14 protein-coding genes are annotated in these 16,170 nt (G+C 71.5%); 10 read left to right on the forward strand and 4 right to left on the reverse strand.

Annotated features, from left to right (window positions below; all coding sequences use genetic code 11):
• The 5 genes from infB to VHA72_RS01570 form a co-directional block, all read left to right on the forward strand.
• A partial coding sequence (gene infB / locus VHA72_RS01550; RefSeq protein WP_325572686.1) for a translation initiation factor IF-2 occupies positions 1–2,451 on the forward strand: 2,451 nt, incomplete at its 5' end.
• Positions 2,452–2,588: 137 nt separating this feature from the next.
• Entirely contained in the window at positions 2,589–3,050 is a 462-nt protein-coding gene (gene rbfA, locus VHA72_RS01555) for a 30S ribosome-binding factor RbfA (RefSeq protein ID WP_325572687.1), read from the forward strand.
• Between the two features lie 7 nt (positions 3,051–3,057).
• Positions 3,058–3,936 carry a tRNA pseudouridine(55) synthase TruB gene (truB, locus tag VHA72_RS01560; RefSeq protein WP_325572688.1) on the forward strand — a complete coding sequence of 293 codons (879 nt, stop codon included), beginning with the start codon at positions 3,058–3,060 and terminating at the stop codon, positions 3,934–3,936.
• 7 nt (positions 3,937–3,943) lie between these two features.
• Complete coding sequence (locus VHA72_RS01565) at positions 3,944–4,870, forward strand: bifunctional riboflavin kinase/FAD synthetase (protein WP_325572699.1); 927 nt, start codon at positions 3,944–3,946, stop codon at positions 4,868–4,870.
• A gap of 17 nt (positions 4,871–4,887) precedes the next feature.
• Positions 4,888–5,922: a DUF475 domain-containing protein gene (locus VHA72_RS01570; protein ID WP_325572689.1), complete on the forward strand. Its 1,035-nt coding sequence runs from the start codon at positions 4,888–4,890 to the stop codon at positions 5,920–5,922.
• Between the two features lie 20 nt (positions 5,923–5,942).
• On the opposite strand, the gene VHA72_RS01575 is transcribed toward VHA72_RS01570, so the two are convergent.
• Both VHA72_RS01575 and VHA72_RS01580 read right to left on the reverse strand, forming a co-directional pair.
• A complete protein-coding gene (locus tag VHA72_RS01575; RefSeq protein WP_325572690.1) occupies positions 5,943–6,584 on the reverse strand; it encodes a LuxR C-terminal-related transcriptional regulator in 642 nt (213 codons plus the stop codon).
• A complete protein-coding gene (locus tag VHA72_RS01580) occupies positions 6,536–7,714 on the reverse strand; it encodes a sensor histidine kinase (protein WP_325572691.1) in 1,179 nt (392 codons plus the stop codon). The genes VHA72_RS01575 and VHA72_RS01580 overlap by 49 nt, the downstream gene beginning before the upstream one ends.
• A 130-nt stretch (positions 7,715–7,844) precedes the next feature.
• Here VHA72_RS01580 and VHA72_RS01585 point away from each other — a divergent pair, with 130 nt between their 5' ends.
• Positions 7,845–9,995, forward strand: a complete 2,151-nt coding sequence (locus tag VHA72_RS01585) for an MMPL family transporter (RefSeq protein WP_325572692.1) — start codon at positions 7,845–7,847, stop codon at positions 9,993–9,995.
• A 2-nt stretch (positions 9,996–9,997) separates the two neighbouring features.
• On the opposite strand, the gene VHA72_RS01590 is transcribed toward VHA72_RS01585, so the two are convergent.
• Positions 9,998–10,699 (reverse strand): L,D-transpeptidase family protein, encoded by a 702-nt coding sequence (locus VHA72_RS01590; protein ID WP_325572693.1) that lies wholly within the window; start codon positions 10,697–10,699, stop codon positions 9,998–10,000.
• Between the two features lie 143 nt (positions 10,700–10,842).
• On the opposite strand from VHA72_RS01590, the gene rpsO reads away from it, so the two are divergent.
• The 3 genes from rpsO to VHA72_RS01605 all read left to right on the forward strand — a co-directional run bounded on the left by rpsO (position 10,843) and on the right by VHA72_RS01605 (position 15,022).
• Entirely contained in the window at positions 10,843–11,118 is a 276-nt protein-coding gene (rpsO, locus tag VHA72_RS01595; RefSeq protein ID WP_325572694.1) for a 30S ribosomal protein S15, read from the forward strand.
• A 293-nt stretch (positions 11,119–11,411) separates the two neighbouring features.
• Positions 11,412–13,646: a polyribonucleotide nucleotidyltransferase gene (locus tag VHA72_RS01600; protein ID WP_325572695.1), complete on the forward strand. Its 2,235-nt coding sequence runs from the start codon at positions 11,412–11,414 to the stop codon at positions 13,644–13,646.
• Positions 13,643–15,022 (forward strand): M16 family metallopeptidase, encoded by a 1,380-nt coding sequence (locus VHA72_RS01605; protein ID WP_325572696.1) that lies wholly within the window; start codon positions 13,643–13,645, stop codon positions 15,020–15,022. The genes VHA72_RS01600 and VHA72_RS01605 overlap by 4 nt, the downstream gene beginning before the upstream one ends.
• 117 nt (positions 15,023–15,139) lie before the next feature.
• Here VHA72_RS01605 and VHA72_RS01610 read toward each other — a convergent pair whose 3' ends face one another.
• On the reverse strand, positions 15,140–15,655 hold the full coding sequence (locus VHA72_RS01610; RefSeq protein WP_325572697.1) for a class I SAM-dependent methyltransferase: 516 nt from the start codon (positions 15,653–15,655) through the stop codon (positions 15,140–15,142).
• Positions 15,656–15,732: 77 nt separating this feature from the next.
• Between VHA72_RS01610 and VHA72_RS01615 the strand changes: the two genes are divergently transcribed.
• A partial coding sequence (locus tag VHA72_RS01615) for a 4-hydroxy-tetrahydrodipicolinate reductase (RefSeq protein ID WP_325572698.1) occupies positions 15,733–16,170 on the forward strand: 438 nt, incomplete at its 3' end.

The following is a 16,170-nucleotide window of genomic DNA, read 5'->3' on the forward strand; positions in this document are numbered from 1 at the left end:
GCCGCGGAGGCTCCCGCCGCCACCGAGGACGGCCCCGAGCCGCCGGCTGCGCCCGCCGCTCCGGCTGCGGGGACTCCGGGTCCCCGGCCGGCCGCCCCGCGTCCCGCTGCCAAGCCCGGCGCTCCGCGTCCGGGCAACAACCCGTTCGCCTCCAGCCAGGGCATGGGTCGCCGCCCGGCCCCGGCGCCGCGCGACGGCGGTGCCCCGGGCGCTCCCGGTGCGCCCGGCGACCAGCGTCCGCCGCGTCCCCCGGCCGGCCGGGACGGTGGAGCCGCGCCGCGTCCGGGCATGCCGCGTCCCAACCCGGCGATGATGCCCAAATCCTCCTCCGCGTTCGGCAGCCGTCCCGGCGCCGCGCCCGGTCGTCCGGGTGCCCCGGGCCGTCCCGGCCCCGGTGGCGCGGGTCGTGCCGGTGCTCCGGGCCGCACCGGTGCTCCGAGCCGCGGTGGCTTCGGCGCCCCGGCCGGTGGCGGCGGTGGTGGTCGCCCCGGTGGCGGCGGCCGTCCGGGCCAGCGTGGCTCCACCCAGGGCGCGTTCGGCCGTCCCGGTGGTCCGTCGCGTCGCGGTCGTAAGTCGAAGCGGGCGCGTCGCCAGGAGTTCGAGGCCATGGAGGCCCCGACGATCGGCGGCATCCGCGTCCGCAAGGGCAACGGCGAGACCATCCGGCTCCCGCGGGGCGCGTCGCTGACCGACTTCGCCGAGAAGATCAACGTCGATGCCGCCCAGCTGGTGCAGATGCTGTTCAGCCTCGGCGAGATGGTCACCGCGACGCAGTCGGTCGGTGACGAGACGCTGGAGCTGCTCGGCGAGGAGCTGAACTACGTCGTCCAGGTCGTCTCCCCCGAGGACGAGGACCGCGAGCTGCTCGAGTCCTTCGACATCGAGTTCGGCGAGGACGAGGGCGACGAGTCCGAGTGGGTCGTGCGCCCGCCGGTGGTGACCGTGATGGGTCACGTCGACCACGGTAAGACCAAGCTGCTCGACGCGCTGCGCAACGCCAACGTGGTGGCCGGTGAGGCGGGTGGCATCACCCAGCACATCGGCGCCTACCAGGTCGCGACCGAGGTCGACGGCCAGGAGCGGGCGATCACCTTCATCGACACCCCGGGTCACGAGGCGTTCACCGCCATGCGTGCCCGCGGCTCGCAGTCCTCGGACATCGCGGTCCTCGTGGTCGCGGCCGACGACGGCGTGATGCCGCAGACGGTGGAGGCGCTCAACCACGCGAAGGCCGCCGGCGTACCGATCGTGGTGGCGGTCAACAAGATCGACAAGCCGGAGGCGGATCCGACCAAGGTCCGCGGCCAGCTGACCGAGTACGGCCTGGTGCCGGAGGAGTACGGCGGCGACGCGATGTTCGTCGACGTGTCCGCCAAGTCCGGGCTCAATCTCGACAAGCTGCTCGAGGCGATCGTGCTGACCGCCGACGCGTCCTTGGACCTGCGGGCCAACCCCACCCAGGACGCCCAGGGTCTGGTCATCGAGGCGCACCTGGACCGTGGCCGCGGCCCGGTCGCCACCGTGCTGGTCCAGCGTGGCACGCTGCGGGTGGGCGACTCGATCGTCGCCGGCCCGGCGTTCGGACGCGTCCGCGCCATGCTCGACGAGTACGGCAATGAGCTGGAGGAGGCGGCGCCGTCGCGTCCGGCGATGGTGCTCGGCCTGTCCGCCGTCCCCGGTGCCGGCCAGAACTTCCTGGTCGTCGAGGACGACCGGATGGCTCGCCAGATCGCCGAGAAGCGCGAGGCACGGGAGCGTGCGGCCATGCAGGCCAAGCGCCGCGTGCGCCGTACCCTCGAGGACTTCATGGCCTCCATGGAGAAGGGCGAGAGCCAGGAGCTCAACCTCATCCTCAAGGGCGACGTGTCCGGTTCGGTCGAGGCACTCGAGGACGCGCTGTCGAAGATCGACGTGGGTGGCGACGAAGTCTCCATCCGGGTCATCGACCGCGGCGTCGGTGCGATCACCGAGACCAACGTCGACCTGGCGGCCGCCTCGGACGCGATCATCATCGGCTTCAACGTCCGCCCGCAGGGCAAGGCGACCGAGCTGGCCGAGCGCGAGGGCGTGGAGATCCGGTACTACACCGTCATCTACCAGGCCATCGAGGAGATCGAGGCCGCGCTCAAGGGCATGCTCAAGCCGGAGTACGAGGAGATCACCCTCGGCCAGGCCGAGATCCGGGCGCTGTTCCGCAGCTCCAAGGTCGGCAACATCGCCGGTTGTATGGTCACCAGCGGCGTCATCCGCCGCAACGCCAAGGTCCGGGTCATCCGGGACGGGAGCGTGGTGGCCGACAACCTCGACCTGGCGTCGCTGCGCCGCGAGAAGGACGACGCCGCCGAGGTCCGCGAGGGCTTCGAGTGCGGTCTGGTGCTGCGCAACTTCCAGGACATCAAGGAAGGCGACGTCATCGAGGCCTTCGAGATGCGGGAGATCCCGCGCAGCTGACGCGCGCAACGTTGAGAGGTCAGTTTCTGCGGGTCGAGTGGCCGCGAGTGCCACGATGATTTGCAGGAACTGACCTCTCGCACTGCCATAAGTGACTTCTCGAGTCGCAAGAAGTGACCTCTCAACGAGGAGATGAGATGAGCAACCCGCGCGTGCGCAAGATCGCGGACCGGATCCAGGTGATCGTCGCGCAGATGCTGGAGCGCCGGATCAAGGACCCGCGGCTCGGTTTCACCACCGTCACCGACGTCCGGGTCTCGGGCGACACCCAGCAGGCCACGATCTTCTACACCGTCCTGGGTGCCGACACCCCGGCCGAGCTGGCCTCGACCGCGGCGGCGCTGGAGTCGGCCAAGGGCCTGATCCGCTCTGAGGTGGCGAAGCAGTTGGGCATGCGGCACGCCCCGACGCTGGAGTTCGTCCACGACGCGCTGCCGGAGACGGCCCGCCACCTCGACGAGGTGCTGGCCAAGGCGCGTGCCCAGGACGAGGCGGTGGCGGCCTCCCGCGGCACCGCGTACGCCGGCGACGAGGACCCCTACAAGAAGCCGCGCGCCGAGGACGCCGACGAGGATCTCGACGAGGATCTCGACGAGTGAGCGCCGCGTGAGCGTGGAGTCCGGCCTGGTCGTGGTCGACAAGGCCGGCGGCATGACCTCGCACGACGTGGTCGGCCGCGTCCGGCGCCTGGCCGGCACCCGCAAGGTCGGCCACGCCGGCACCCTCGACCCGATGGCCACCGGCGTGCTGGTGGTCGGCGTGGAGCGCGCCACCCGGCTGCTCGGCCACCTGATGCTGACGCAGAAGCGGTACGACGCGACCGTACGGCTCGGCCAGACCACCAGCACCGACGACGCCGAGGGCGAGACCGTGGCGCGGGCCGCGGCCGGTGCGCTCGACCGGCTCGACGAGGCGGCCGTGCGGGCGGTGTTCGCGACCCAGGTCGGCGACCTGCTGCAGGTGCCCAGCGCGGTCAGCGCCATCAAGATCGACGGCAAGCGCGCCTACCAGCGGGTGCGCCAGGGCGAGACGGTCGATCTCGCGGCCCGTCCGGTGACCGTCCACGAGCTGGTCGTCCACGACGTCACGCCGGCGGCCGACCACCTCGACGTCACCATCTCGGTGCGCTGCTCCAGCGGCACCTACGTCCGCGCCATCGCCCGCGACGTCGGGCAGGCGCTCGGGGTGGGCGGTCATCTGACGGCGCTGCGCCGGACCGCAGTGGGGCCCTACGGCCTCGACGTCGCGCACACCCTGGAGGAGCTGGGGGAGGAGTTCGTGGTGCTGCCCATCGCGGCGGCCGCGCGGGCGGCGTTTCCCGCCATCGACCTGGACGAGCGCCAGGCCGGTGCGGTACGGGTCGGCAAGCGCCTGGACCTCGAGCTGTCCGGGCTGAGCGCGCTGTTCGCACCGGACGGCGAATTCCTCGCGCTCTACCAGCCGACCGGGGCGGCAGCGCGTCCGGTCGCGGTCTTCGTAGGATGAGGCCGTGGTGAAGCTGTGGCGCAGCCTGGCCGAGGTGCCGGCAGACCTCGGGCCGACGGCGGTGGTGATCGGCAACTTCGACGGTGTGCACCTCGGTCACCAGCACGTGCTCGCCCGGGCCCGGGAGCTGGCCGACGAGCGCCGGCTGACGCTGGTCGCCGTCACGTTCGACCCCCATCCGATGGCGGTGCTGCGGCCAGAGCACGCCCCCGTCATGCTCACCTCGGTCGAGCAGCGCGCCGAGCTGCTCGCCGCGGCCGGAGCCGACGCCGTACTCGCCCTGCCGTTCGACAAGGACATGGCCGGCTGGAGCCCGGACGAGTTCGCCCAGCGGGTGCTCGTCGAGGGTCTGCACACGGCGGTCTGCGTGGTCGGCGCCAACTTCCGCTACGGCTGCAAGGCCGCCGGCGACGTGGCCTGCCTGAGGGCGTACGGCGCCGAGCACGGGTTCGGTGCCGAGGGCATCGCGCTCGACGGCGGTCCGCAGGTGTGGTCCTCGACGTACATCCGCACCTGCCTGGCCAGTGGCGACGTCGCCGGCGCCGCCGAGGCGCTCGGTCGGCCCTATGCCGTGCGCGGCGTGGTGGTCAAGGGCGACCAGCGCGGTCGCGAGCTGGGCTTCCCGACCGCGAACGTGCCGGCGACCACCGCGGCACCTGCCGACGGCGTGTACGCCGGCTGGTTGACCCGGCGCGACACGGGCGACACCTATCCGGCCGCGATCAGCGTCGGCACCAACCCCACCTTCGACGGCGTCGTCGGCCGGCGGGTGGAGAGCTACGTCATCGACCGCACCGATCTGGAGCTGTACGGCGTGGAGGTCGAGGTGGCGTTCGTCGAGCGGCTGCGCGGCATGGTCGCGTTCGACTCGGTGGACGCGCTCGTCACCCAGATGAACGCCGACGTCGACCGCACCCGCGAGCTCTTGGGCTGACCGGCTAGGTTCGCCGCATGCTGGTGCGCACCTTCGGCGTCTCGGTGCTGCTGACGGCCGCCGGGCTGGTCGCCGCCCTGCTCTACGACGGCCCGAAGGCGCTGTTCGTCACCGCGATCCTGGTGGTGCTCGAGGTATCGCTCTCCTTCGACAACGCGGTGGTCAACGCTCGGGTGCTGGAGCGGATGTCGGCGTACTGGCAGCGGCTGTTCCTCACCGTCGGCATGGTGGTGGCCGTCTTCGGGATGCGGCTGGTCTTCCCGCTGCTGGTGGTCGGTGTGACGGCGCACCTCTCGCCGTGGCGCGCCTGGCGGCTCGCGCTCGAGCGCGGTGATCCCGACACGCCGGGCAGCTATGGCTACCTGCTGCATGACGCCCACCCGGCCATCGCCGCCTTCGGCGGGATCTTCCTGCTGATGATCTTCTTGGACTTCCTCATCGACGAGCACAAGCAACTGCACTGGCTGGACCCGGTGGAGCGGCTGATCCAGCGTGCCGGGCTGCTGCGCTGGGCCAGCGAGCTGATCGCTCTGGTCGCGCTGGTCGGGTTCACGCTGGTCTACCGGCACCACACCGTCGAGGTGCTGGTCTCGGGCGTGGCCGGGCTCGCCAGCTATCTGCTGGTCAACGGCGCGGCGCATCGCTTCCAGGGCAGCGGCGAGAACGGCGGTGCCGCCGGGGCGGTGGTGGCAACCGGCAAGGCGGCGTTCTGGCTCTTCGTCTACCTGCAGGTGCTGGACGCGAGCTTCTCCTTCGACGGGGTCATTGGCGCGTTCGCGATCACCTCCGACCCGGTGGTGATCGCGCTCGGCTTGGGCATCGGCGCCCTCTACGTCCGCTCGCTGACCGTGCTGCTGGTGCGCAGGGGCACGCTGGGACGGCTGGTCTTCCTCGAGCACGGGGCACACTGGGCGATCGGCGCGCTGGCGGTGCTGCTGTTGGTCAGCATCGAGCACGAGGTCCCCGAGGTCGTCACCGGCCTGATCGGGGTTGGCTTCATCGGCGCCGCGCTGGTCAGCTCGTTGCGCCGCAACCGGCTGCACCCGGCCTGATCAGGCGCGTCTGGCACGACTCACACCCGCAGCCAGGCGAGCACCGCGCGCACCCGACGGTGGTCGTCCTCGTCGACCGGCAGGTCGAGCTTGGTGAAGATCGCGTTGATGTGCTTCGAGACCGCCTTCTCGGTGACGCTGAGCCGCTGCGCGATGGCGGCATTGGAGCGACCCTCGGCCATCAGCCCCAGCACCTCCCGTTCGCGGGCGGTGAGCCGGTCCAGCGGCTCCTCGCGGCGGCGCGCCAGCACGGTGGCGACCACCTCCGGGTCCAGGACCGTCCCGCCCGCGGCCACCCGTCGTACCCCTTCGGCGAACTCCGCCACGTCGGCCACCCGGTCCTTGAGCAGGTAGCCGACTGCGCCGGTGCCGGAGGCGAGCAGCTCGCGGGCGTAGAGCGACTCGACGTACTGGGAGAGCACCATCACCGGGAAGCCGGGGCGTGCGGCGCGGGCCGTGATCGCCGCCCGCAGCCCCTCGTCGGTGAACGTCGGCGGCATCCGTACGTCGAGGACCGCCGCCTCCGCCGCCGGGTCCGCGAGTGCGGCGTCGAGGTCGGCGGCGTGGTCGACCGCATGCAGGATGCTGAAGCCGTGGCTCTCCAGCAGGGTGCTCAGTCCGGCTCGGAGGAGGGCGTTGTCTTCGGCGAGGACAAGCCGCACGGGACCTCCAGGGTGATGATCGTCGGGCCGCCGGCCGGGCTCGAGACGGACATGGTGCCGTCGAACGCGGCCAGCCGGCGCATCACCCCCAGCATGCCCGAGCCGGTGGCCGGATCGGCGCCACCCCGGCCATCGTCGCCCACGATCGCGCGCAGCACGCCGTCGCGGTGCCGTATCCGCACCCAGGCGTGCTCGGCGCCGGCGTGCTTCCCGACGTTGGCCAGGCACTCGGCGATGCCGAAGTAGAGCGCCGACTCGACCGGCGCCGGCGGCCGGCCCTCCAGGCGAGCCTCCACCTCGACCGGCAGCGGCAGGTCGAGCGCGAGCGCCTCGACGCCGCCGGTCAGCCCGCGGTCGGCGAGGACCGGTGGGTGGATGCCGCGCACCACGCTGCGCAGGTCCCCCAGCGCGGCGGTGGTAGTCGAGCGGGCCTCGCTGACCAGCCGACGGGCGCGCTCCGGGTCGGTGTCGAACGCCTCGTCGGCCATGCCGAGGCTCATCGAGAGCGCTACCAGCCGGGCTTGGGCGCCATCGTGCAGATCGCGCTCCAGCCGACGCAGCTCGGCCGCGGAGTGATCGACCACGTGCGCCCGGCTCTGGGTCAGGTCGGCGACCCGCTGCTCCAGCCGCTCGGTGCGGCCGTAGCTGAGGAAGAGACAGTCGAGCCGCGCCCGGGCCCGCATGATCGGCTCGATCCCGAACCACCACAGCGCCCCGGTGACGACGCAGACGAACAGCAGCACCGCGATCATCGAGAGCAGCAGGCCGAGGGTGACCGAGACCAGTGCCCAGGCGAGCTCGCGCCAGGTCATCGGGTCGAGCGCCCAGACCATCACCCGACCGACCAGGTGGGTGCCCTCGGGCACCGGGCGGTACTCGGCCGGCACGGGTACGCCGAGCGTCTGGGCGGCCATCGCCCGATGCCGGCCGGCCAGCCAGCGCATCATCGGTACCACCCACAGCAGCAGGCCGATCCCGAGCCAGGCGATCGCGAGGGTGCCGCCCAGCACCATGAAGACGACCGCGACCAGTGTGGGAATCCACAGCAGGAGCTGCCAGGCGGCGTACGACGTCAGGCGCAGCCGGCCTGGCGCTCGGGTCGTCTCCAGGGGCAGGGTCACGGCGGTCACGCCCCCATCCTGGCGCGGCGCCCCGGCTCGCGCAGTGGTGCTGGCACCACCATCGGTTCGGGAGCGCGCACCCCCGACAGCGCGCGGCGGGCTCAGCAGGCTGAGGACATCCCTCGAAAAGGAGCCCGACATGAACGCACGAACCCGGTCCGGCCTGCCGTTGCGGATCGCGCGATGGAGCGCGACCCACCCCTGGCGGGCGGTCGCCTGCTGGCTCGCCTTCGTCATCGTGGCGGCCGCGCTGGCCGCCGCGATCCCGACCAGGCAGACCTCCGACGCCGACTACGACGTCGGCGACTCCGGCCATGCCGCCGCGCTCGTCCGCGGTGCGGGCATGGACGCCCCCGACACCGAGAACGTCCTGGTGACCGGCGGCGACGCGGCCGACAGGACGGCCGCCGCGACCGACCTGGCCGCCCGGGCGCACCGGCTCCCGATCGTGACCGACGTCGCGCCACCGGCGACCAGCCCGGACGGCGATGCCGTGCTGGTCACCGTCGACCTGGTGAAGGACACCGACGACGTCGGCACGCTGCGGGCCGCCACCGACGCGGTGCAGCACGCCCACCCGCAGCTCACGATCCGGCAGACCGGCGACGTGTCGATCAACGACGCGGTCAACAAGCGGGTCGGGGAGGACCTGCACTCGGCCGAGGGCATCAGCCTGCCGATCACGCTGGTGCTGATGCTGCTCGCCTTCGGTGCCCTGATCGCGGCCGGCATCCCGGTCCTGGTCGGCGCCACCAGCGTCGTCGCGACCATCGGCCTCAGTGCCCCGATCTCCCACCTGGTCCACGCCGAGCCGACCGTCAGCAGCATGATCGTGCTGATCGGCATGGCGGTGGGGGTGGACTACTCGCTCTTCTACCTCAAGCGCGAGCGCGCCGAGCGTGCGGCGGGTCGTAGCACCGTGGACGCGGTCGAGATCGCCGCCGCCACCTCCGGCCACTCGATCCTGGTCTCCGGCGGTGCCGTGATCGCCGCGATGGCCGGGCTCTTCCTGGTTGGCAACGTCACCTTCGACTCGCTCGCGACCGGCGCCATCGTGGTGGTCGGAGTCGCGGTGCTCGGCTCGATCACCGTGCTGCCGGCTCTGCTCGCCGGTCTCGGCCGCTGGGTCGACCGGCCCCGGATCCCGCTGCTGTGGCGGCTGCGCCGGCGCACCGGCACCGGCGGGATCAGCACGCGACTGCTGGGTCCGGTGCTGCGGCACCCGGTCGCCGCCCTGGTCGCCGGCGCGGTCGTGGTCCTCGGGCTGTCGGCGCCGGCCCTCGGCATGCGGATCCACCAGGCCAACCTGGCCACGCTGCCGCAGTCGATCCCGCAGGTGCAGACCTACCGCGCGATCGAGGCGGCGTTCCCCTCGCAGTTGGTGGGCGCCGACGTGGTGGTGCCGGTGACGTCCGGGCAGCAGTCCGCCGTGCGCGTCGACCTGGCGCGGCTGCAGGCCGAGGCGGGCCGCACCCCCGACTTCCGGCCCGGCCCGGCCGACATCTCGCTCGCCAAGGACGGCAGCGTCGCGGTGCTGCGGCTGACCACCCGCTACACCGACGACGACCCGCGCGCCGACGACGCCGTGCTCCACCTGCGCCAGCGGCTGGTGCCGCAGGCGCTCGGCGGCCATCCGGCGTACGTCGGCGGCGACGTGGCGGAGTCCTACGACGCGACCCACCTGCTCCACGACCGGCTGCCGCTGGTCATCGGCGTGGTCCTGCTGCTGACGGTAGTGATGATGGGGCTGGCCTTCCGCAGCGTCGCGCTCGCGCTGCTGACCTGCGTGTTGAACCTGGCCTCGGTGGGCGTGGCCTTCGGCGTGCTCACCCTGGTCTTCCAGCACGGCTTCCTGCAGGGACCGCTCGGCTTCACCTCGCCGGGGTTCATCGTGGACTGGCTGCCGCTGTTCGTGATGGTGGTGCTGGTCGGCCTGTCGATGGACTACCACGTCTTCGTGCTCGGGCGGGTGCGTGAGCACGTGCGCAGCGGGCTGCCGCCGCGGCTCGCCGTGCGGCGCGGCATCGCCGACACCTCCGGCGTGGTGACCAGCGCGGCGGCGGTGATGGTCTCGGTGTTCGCGATCTTCGCGACGCTGAGCATGCTGGAGATGAAGACCATGGGCGTGGGCCTGGCGGTCGCGATCCTGCTCGACGCCACCCTGGTGCGCCAGGTGCTGCTACCGGCCGCCCTGGTGCTGCTGGGCGAACGGGCCTGGTGGCCCAGCCGGGTCGCCGCGCCCGCCGGGACCCGCGTCGAGGAGCCGGCGCTGGCCACGGAGGCCGGCTGAGGCTAGAGGTCCTGGACCACCCGCGGGTTGGCCTTCGGGCGCAGCCAGTGGACCAGCCAGTGCATCGACCGGGGGTTGCCCACCTGGGTGCAGCCCTCGGTCGGCGCCCACGGGTGACCGGGCAGCGAGGTGTGGTAGAAGATCGCGCCGCCCTTGCCCGGGACCGGGCGGGGGCCCCGACCGGGCGTCAGGCGCGGATGGTTGTAGTCGACGACCCAGCCCCAGCGCATCGACGGCCGGTTGCCGCTGGTCCGTCCGGGCACCTCGAGCCAGGTGTTGTAGTCGGCGTTGTGGCTCATCGAGAGCACCGAGGTCGGCTTGCGCCGTCGCCATGGCATCTTTCCCGGGCGCGCGCCGGTGGAGAAGGTGACGGTGATCTGGTAGACCCCGACGGGGGAGCGGTCGTCGCCCTCCCGGGTCTTGCCCCAACCGCGCGAGCCGATCGTGGAGCGGAACTGCCGCACCAGCTTCCAGACGCCGTCCCTCTTCTGCCAGGCCTGCGTGACGGTGCAGTACGTCGCCCGGCACCACCGGTGGCTGGAGATGGTGCGCACGACCTGGGTGGTGCTGGCCGGGACCCGGTCGGCGAAGGCCGGCGCGTGCGGATCGGCGTGGTGATGGGTGATGCTCGCCCCGGCGGTCGGCGCGACGAGCAGGTCGGCGGCCAGCACGACCCCGGCGAGGGCGAGTCCGAGACGGTTCACCGGCTCATGGTGCCACGTCGTGGATTCGGCCGCGGCGCACGGCGTTGGTAGTCTTCTCCGGTTGCCGTCGAACGGCCGCGGATCAAGAGTGCCCCGGTGAACAGGCCCGGGCGCGCCGCGCAACGAACTGGAAGGAGCCCCGCATGTCGGTCGGTACTGACGCGGAGACCAAGAAGAAGATCATCGCCGAGTACGCCACCACCGAGGGCGACACCGGTTCCCCCGAGGTCCAGATCGCGCTGCTCAGCCACCGTATCTCGCACCTCACCGAGCACCTCAAGCAGCACAAGCACGACCACCACAGCCGTCGTGGCCTGCTGCTCCTGGTCGGCCAGCGCCGTCGCCTGCTGAACTACCTGCAGAAGACGGACATCGAGCGCTACCGCTCCATCATCGAGCGCCTCGGCCTGCGCCGCTGATCAGCGCCGTCTGGCGGAGCGTCTGCTGCGTTGTCGGCCCTCGACGGCCCGCTTCGCTTGACGGCCGCCTACCGCGCTCGGCGCACGTGACCGAGCAAGCTCGACACGCGGCCTCGCTCCGTCGCCTTCGGGCCTCCGCCTTGCAGCCGCATGCCCCAGACGACGCACGCCCCGGACGCCGCTCAGTTCGCTGAGTGGGGTCCGGGGTCTGCTGCGTTATAGGCTGGGCCCGAACAACAGAGTCCATCCATGCGTGAGGCGCGACGCCTCCGACGTACGACAAGAGAAAATCTGTGACTGAACCCGTCATCACTGCGGTCGAGACCGTCATCGACAACGGCAAGTTCGGCAAGCGCACGGTCAAGTTCGAGACCGGTCTGCTCGCTCGCCAGGCCGCCGGCTCCGTGACCGCTTACCTGGACGACGACACCATGCTGCTGTCGGCCACCACCGTCTCCAAGCAGCCGAAGGAACACTTCGACTTCTTCCCGCTCACCATCGACGTCGAGGAGCGGATGTACGCCGCGGGTCGCATCCCCGGCTCGTTCTTCCGCCGCGAGGGCCGCCCCTCCGAGGACGCGATCCTGACCTGTCGGCTGATCGACCGCCCGCTGCGCCCGACGTTCAAGAAGGGCCTGCGCAACGAGGTCCAGGTCGTCATCACCGTGCTGGCGCTCGACCCCGACACGCCCTACGACGTGTTGGCGATCAACGCCGCCTCGATCTCCACCCAGCTCTCCGGCCTGCCGTTCTCCGGCCCGGTCGGCGGCGTGCGGGTGGCGCTCATCGACGGCCAGTGGGTCGCTTTCCCGACCCACAGCCAGCTCGAGGAGGCCGTCTTCGACATGGTCGTCGCCGGGCGCGTCACCGAGACCGGCGACGTGGCGATCATGATGGTCGAGGCGGAGTCCACCGAGGCGACCTGGGACCTGGTCAAGAACCAGGGCAAGCAGGCCCCGACCGAGGAGGTCGTCGCCGGCGGTCTCGAGGCGGCCAAGCCGTTCATCAAGCAGCTGGTCGAGGCTCAGGCCGAGCTGGCCAAGCAGGCCGCCAAGCCGGTCGCCGAGTTCCCGATCTTCCTCGACTACCAGGACGACGTGTACGCCGCGGTCGAGGCCGCCGCTGCCGCGGACACCGCCGAGGCTCTCAAGATCGGGCCGAAGCAGGAGCGGGAGGCCCGGCTCGACGAGATCAAGGCCGCCCTGCTGGAGAAGATCGCCGGCGACTTCGAGGGTCGCGAGGGCGAGATCGGCGCGGCGTTCCGCAGCCTGAACAAGTTGCTCGTGCGCGAGCGCGTGCTGCGCGACAAGGTCCGCATCGACGGTCGCGGCCTGGCCGACATCCGGCCGCTGCACGCCGAGGTCGACGTGGTCCCGCGGGTGCACGGCTCGGCGCTGTTCGAGCGCGGCGAGACCCAGATCCTGGGCATCACCACGCTCAACATGCTCAAGATGGAGCAGCAGCTCGACACGCTCTCCCCGGAGACGCACCGCCGCTACATGCACAACTACAACTTCCCGCCGTACTCCACCGGTGAGACCGGCCGCGTCGGCAGCCCGAAGCGCCGCGAGATCGGTCACGGTGCGCTCGCAGGTCGTGCCCTGGTGCCGGTGCTGCCGAGCCGCGAGGAGTTCCCCTACGCGATCCGCCAGGTCTCCGAGGCGATGGGCTCCAACGGCTCGACCTCGATGGGCTCGGTCTGCGCCTCGACGCTGTCGCTGCTGCAGGCGGGTGTCCCGCTCAAGGCGCCGGTCGCGGGCATTGCGATGGGCCTGATCTCGGGTGAGGTCGACGGCAAGACGCAGTACGTCGCGCTCACCGACATCCTCGGTGCCGAGGACGCCTACGGCGACATGGACTTCAAGGTCGCCGGCACCGCCGAGTTCGTCACCGCGCTGCAGCTCGACACCAAGCTCGACGGCATCCCGGCCGAGGTCCTCGCCCAGGCGCTGAACCAGGCCAAGGACGCCCGGCTGACCATCCTGGACGTGATGGCCGAGGCGATCGGCGGCCCGCAGGAGATGTCGGCGCACGCGCCGCGCATCATCACCGTCAAGGTCCCGGTCGACAAGATCGGCGAGGTCATCGGCCCGAAGGGCAAGGTGATCAACCAGATCCAGGACGACACCGGCGCGACCCTGTCGATCGAGGACGACGGCACCGTCTACATCGGTGCCACCAACGGCGAGGCCGCCGAGGCCGCCCGCGCCGCCGTCAACGCGATCGCCAACCCGACGATGCCCGAGGTCGGCGAGCGCTACCTCGGGACCGTGGTCAAGACCACCAACTTCGGTGCGTTCGTCTCCCTGCTCCCGGGCAAGGACGGCCTGCTCCACATCACCAAGCTGCGCGCCCTCAACGGCGGCAAGCGGGTGGAGTCGGTCGAGGACGTCGTCGAGGTCGGCCAGAAGATCCAGGTCGAGATCGTAGAGATCGACGACCGCGGCAAGCTCTCGCTCTCCCCGGTGGTCGAGGAGGCCGGCGAGGACGCCGCTGCGGTCGAGGCCGAGGCGGCCGGCGAGGAGTGAGTTCCACCCGTACCACCCAGACGGCCGGTCGGCAGGAAACTGCCGGCCGGCCGTCCGGCTCTGCCCACTGTGCCACCCACCCCGGCGCGGCCCAGCCGCCCGGCACCACCGAGGAGCTGGAGCCGGGCGTACGCCGTACCGTCCTGCCCAGCGGGCTGCGGATCGTCACCGAGTCGATGCCGGCGGTCCGCTCGGCGGCAATCGGCGTATGGGTCGGCGTCGGGTCGCGCGACGAGACGGTGGCCCCCGACGCCACCTCGACCCACGGCTGCTCGCACTTCCTCGAGCACCTGCTCTTCAAGGGCACACCCACCCGCACCGCGCTGGACATCTCGGTGGCACTGGACGCGGTGGGCGGGGAGTTCAACGCCTTCACCGCCAAGGAGTACACCTGCTTCCACGCCCGGGTGCTCGACGAGGACCTGCCGCTGGCGATCGACGTCATCGGTGACATGGTGACCTCCTCGCTGATCACCGCCGAGGACGTCGAGGCCGAGCGGGACGTGATCCTGGACGAGATCGCGATGCACGACGACGACCCCGACGACGTGGTGCACAACCTCTTCGCCGCCCAGGCATGGGGTGCCGACACGCCCCTGGGTCGCGGCATCGCCGGTACGGCGGAGTCCATCGCGGCGATGAGCCGCGATCAGATCGAGGCGTTCTACCGGCAGCACTACCGCGCCGACAACATGGTCGTCTCGGCCGCCGGCAACCTGCGCCACGAGGACGTGGTGGCGCTGGTGGAGCGGGCGTTCGCCCGGGCCGGCTTTCTCGACGGCGAGGCCACCCCGGTCCCGCCTCGCACCGGCGAGCGCATCCCGGTGACGGCGGGGGAGAGCCGAGCGCGGCGACCGTTCGAGCAGGTCAACGTGGTGCTGGGGATGGAGGGGCTCTCCCGCGACGACGACCGGCGCTTCGCGCTCGGCGTACTCAACGCGGCGCTGGGCGGCGGCACCTCCTCACGGCTGTTCCAGGAGGTGCGCGAGCGCCGCGGCCTGGCCTACTCGGTCTACTCCTTCACCGGGAGCCACGCCGAGTCCGGCGTGGTCGGCGTCGGGGTGGGCTGCCTGCCGAGCAAGCTGGACGACGTCCTCGCCGTGGTCCGCGCCGAGTTGCGCCGGGTGGCCGCCGAGGGGATCACCGCCGAGGAGGTCGCACTCGGCAAGGGCCAGTTGCGCGGCGGTCTGGTGCTGGGTCTGGAGGACCCGGCGTCCCGAATGTCGCGGCTGGGCAAGGCCGAGCTGGTGCACGACCGGCTGCTCACCATCGACGAGGTGCTGACCCGGATCGCGGACGTCAGCGTCGAGGAGTGCCGGGTGGTCGCCGTGGAGGTCTTCTCCCGCCCGGAGATCCTCGCCGTTGTCGGCCCCTGACCACGTCGAATCGGGGATTTTGCCCCTCTGAATCGGGGATCTTGCACCCGTGAATCGGGGCGGTATCGACGACTCGACTGTGCGAAATCCCCTACTCGGAGGTGCCAAACCCCCGATTCAACGACGGCCGATGATGCCGACCGCGGCGGGCTGCTTGGAGTCGATGATCGAGACCCGGAAGCCGGCCGCGGCGAGCGCCTTCGACGTACGCTCCACCATCTCGGGCACCTGCTCGCGATGGGTGGCCTCGTAGAAGATGTAGACGCTGCCGCCGGGCAGCACGCGCTCGTGCAGCAGCGCGATCTCAGCGCTGGCGTCGCGCACCCAGAACAGGTTGACGTTGAACGCGAAGACCTTGTGCAGCCGCTTCACCGGCACCCGCAGCGTGGCCAGGTCGATCTGGCGGACGGTCAGCCGGCCGGCGTCGATGAACTTCTGGCAGCGCCGCTTGGTGCGGTCCACGCCCGACTCGGAGCGGTCGATGGCGAACAGCTTGCCGGTCACCAGGCGGCTGCAGATCAGCTCGGCGCCGGCGCCGGGACCGCAGCCGATCTCGAGGATGTGGTCGCCGGGCTGGACGTCCATCACGTCCACCGCCCACCGGATCCGCGCCGGAATCGTCTGCACCACCATGGGCCCAAGCCTGCCAGATCCGTCCGCCCGACGTGCGCGTGGGCACACCGACACCCCGGGCCGGTAGGTTGGCCGTCGTGATCAACGTGGGTGTGCTGGGCGCACGGGGCAAGGTCGGATCCGAGATCTGTACGGCGGTGGAGTCCGCCGACGATCTGTCCCTGGTCGCCCGGGTGGACGCGGGGGACCCGATCGCGTCGCTCGAGCAGGCCGAGGCCCAGGTCGTGGTCGACTTCACCCACCCGGACGTGGTGATGGACAACCTGCGGCACTGCGTCGAGCACGGCATCCACGCCGTGGTCGGCACCACCGGCTTCGACGAGGAGCGGCTGGCCACGCTGCGCGGCTGGCTGGCCGACGCGCCGGGGGTCGGCGTCCTGATCGCCCCCAACTTCTCCATCGGCGCCATCTTGATGATGCGCTTCGCGGCGCAGGCGGCGGCCTTCTACGAGTCGGTCGAGATCGTCGAACTGCACCATCCGACCAAGGCCGACGCGCCCTCCGGCACGGCGCGC

Origin of the sequence: Nocardioides sp. (assembly GCF_035547795.1) — a bacterium.
Taxonomy (GTDB): domain Bacteria; phylum Actinomycetota; class Actinomycetes; order Propionibacteriales; family Nocardioidaceae; genus Nocardioides.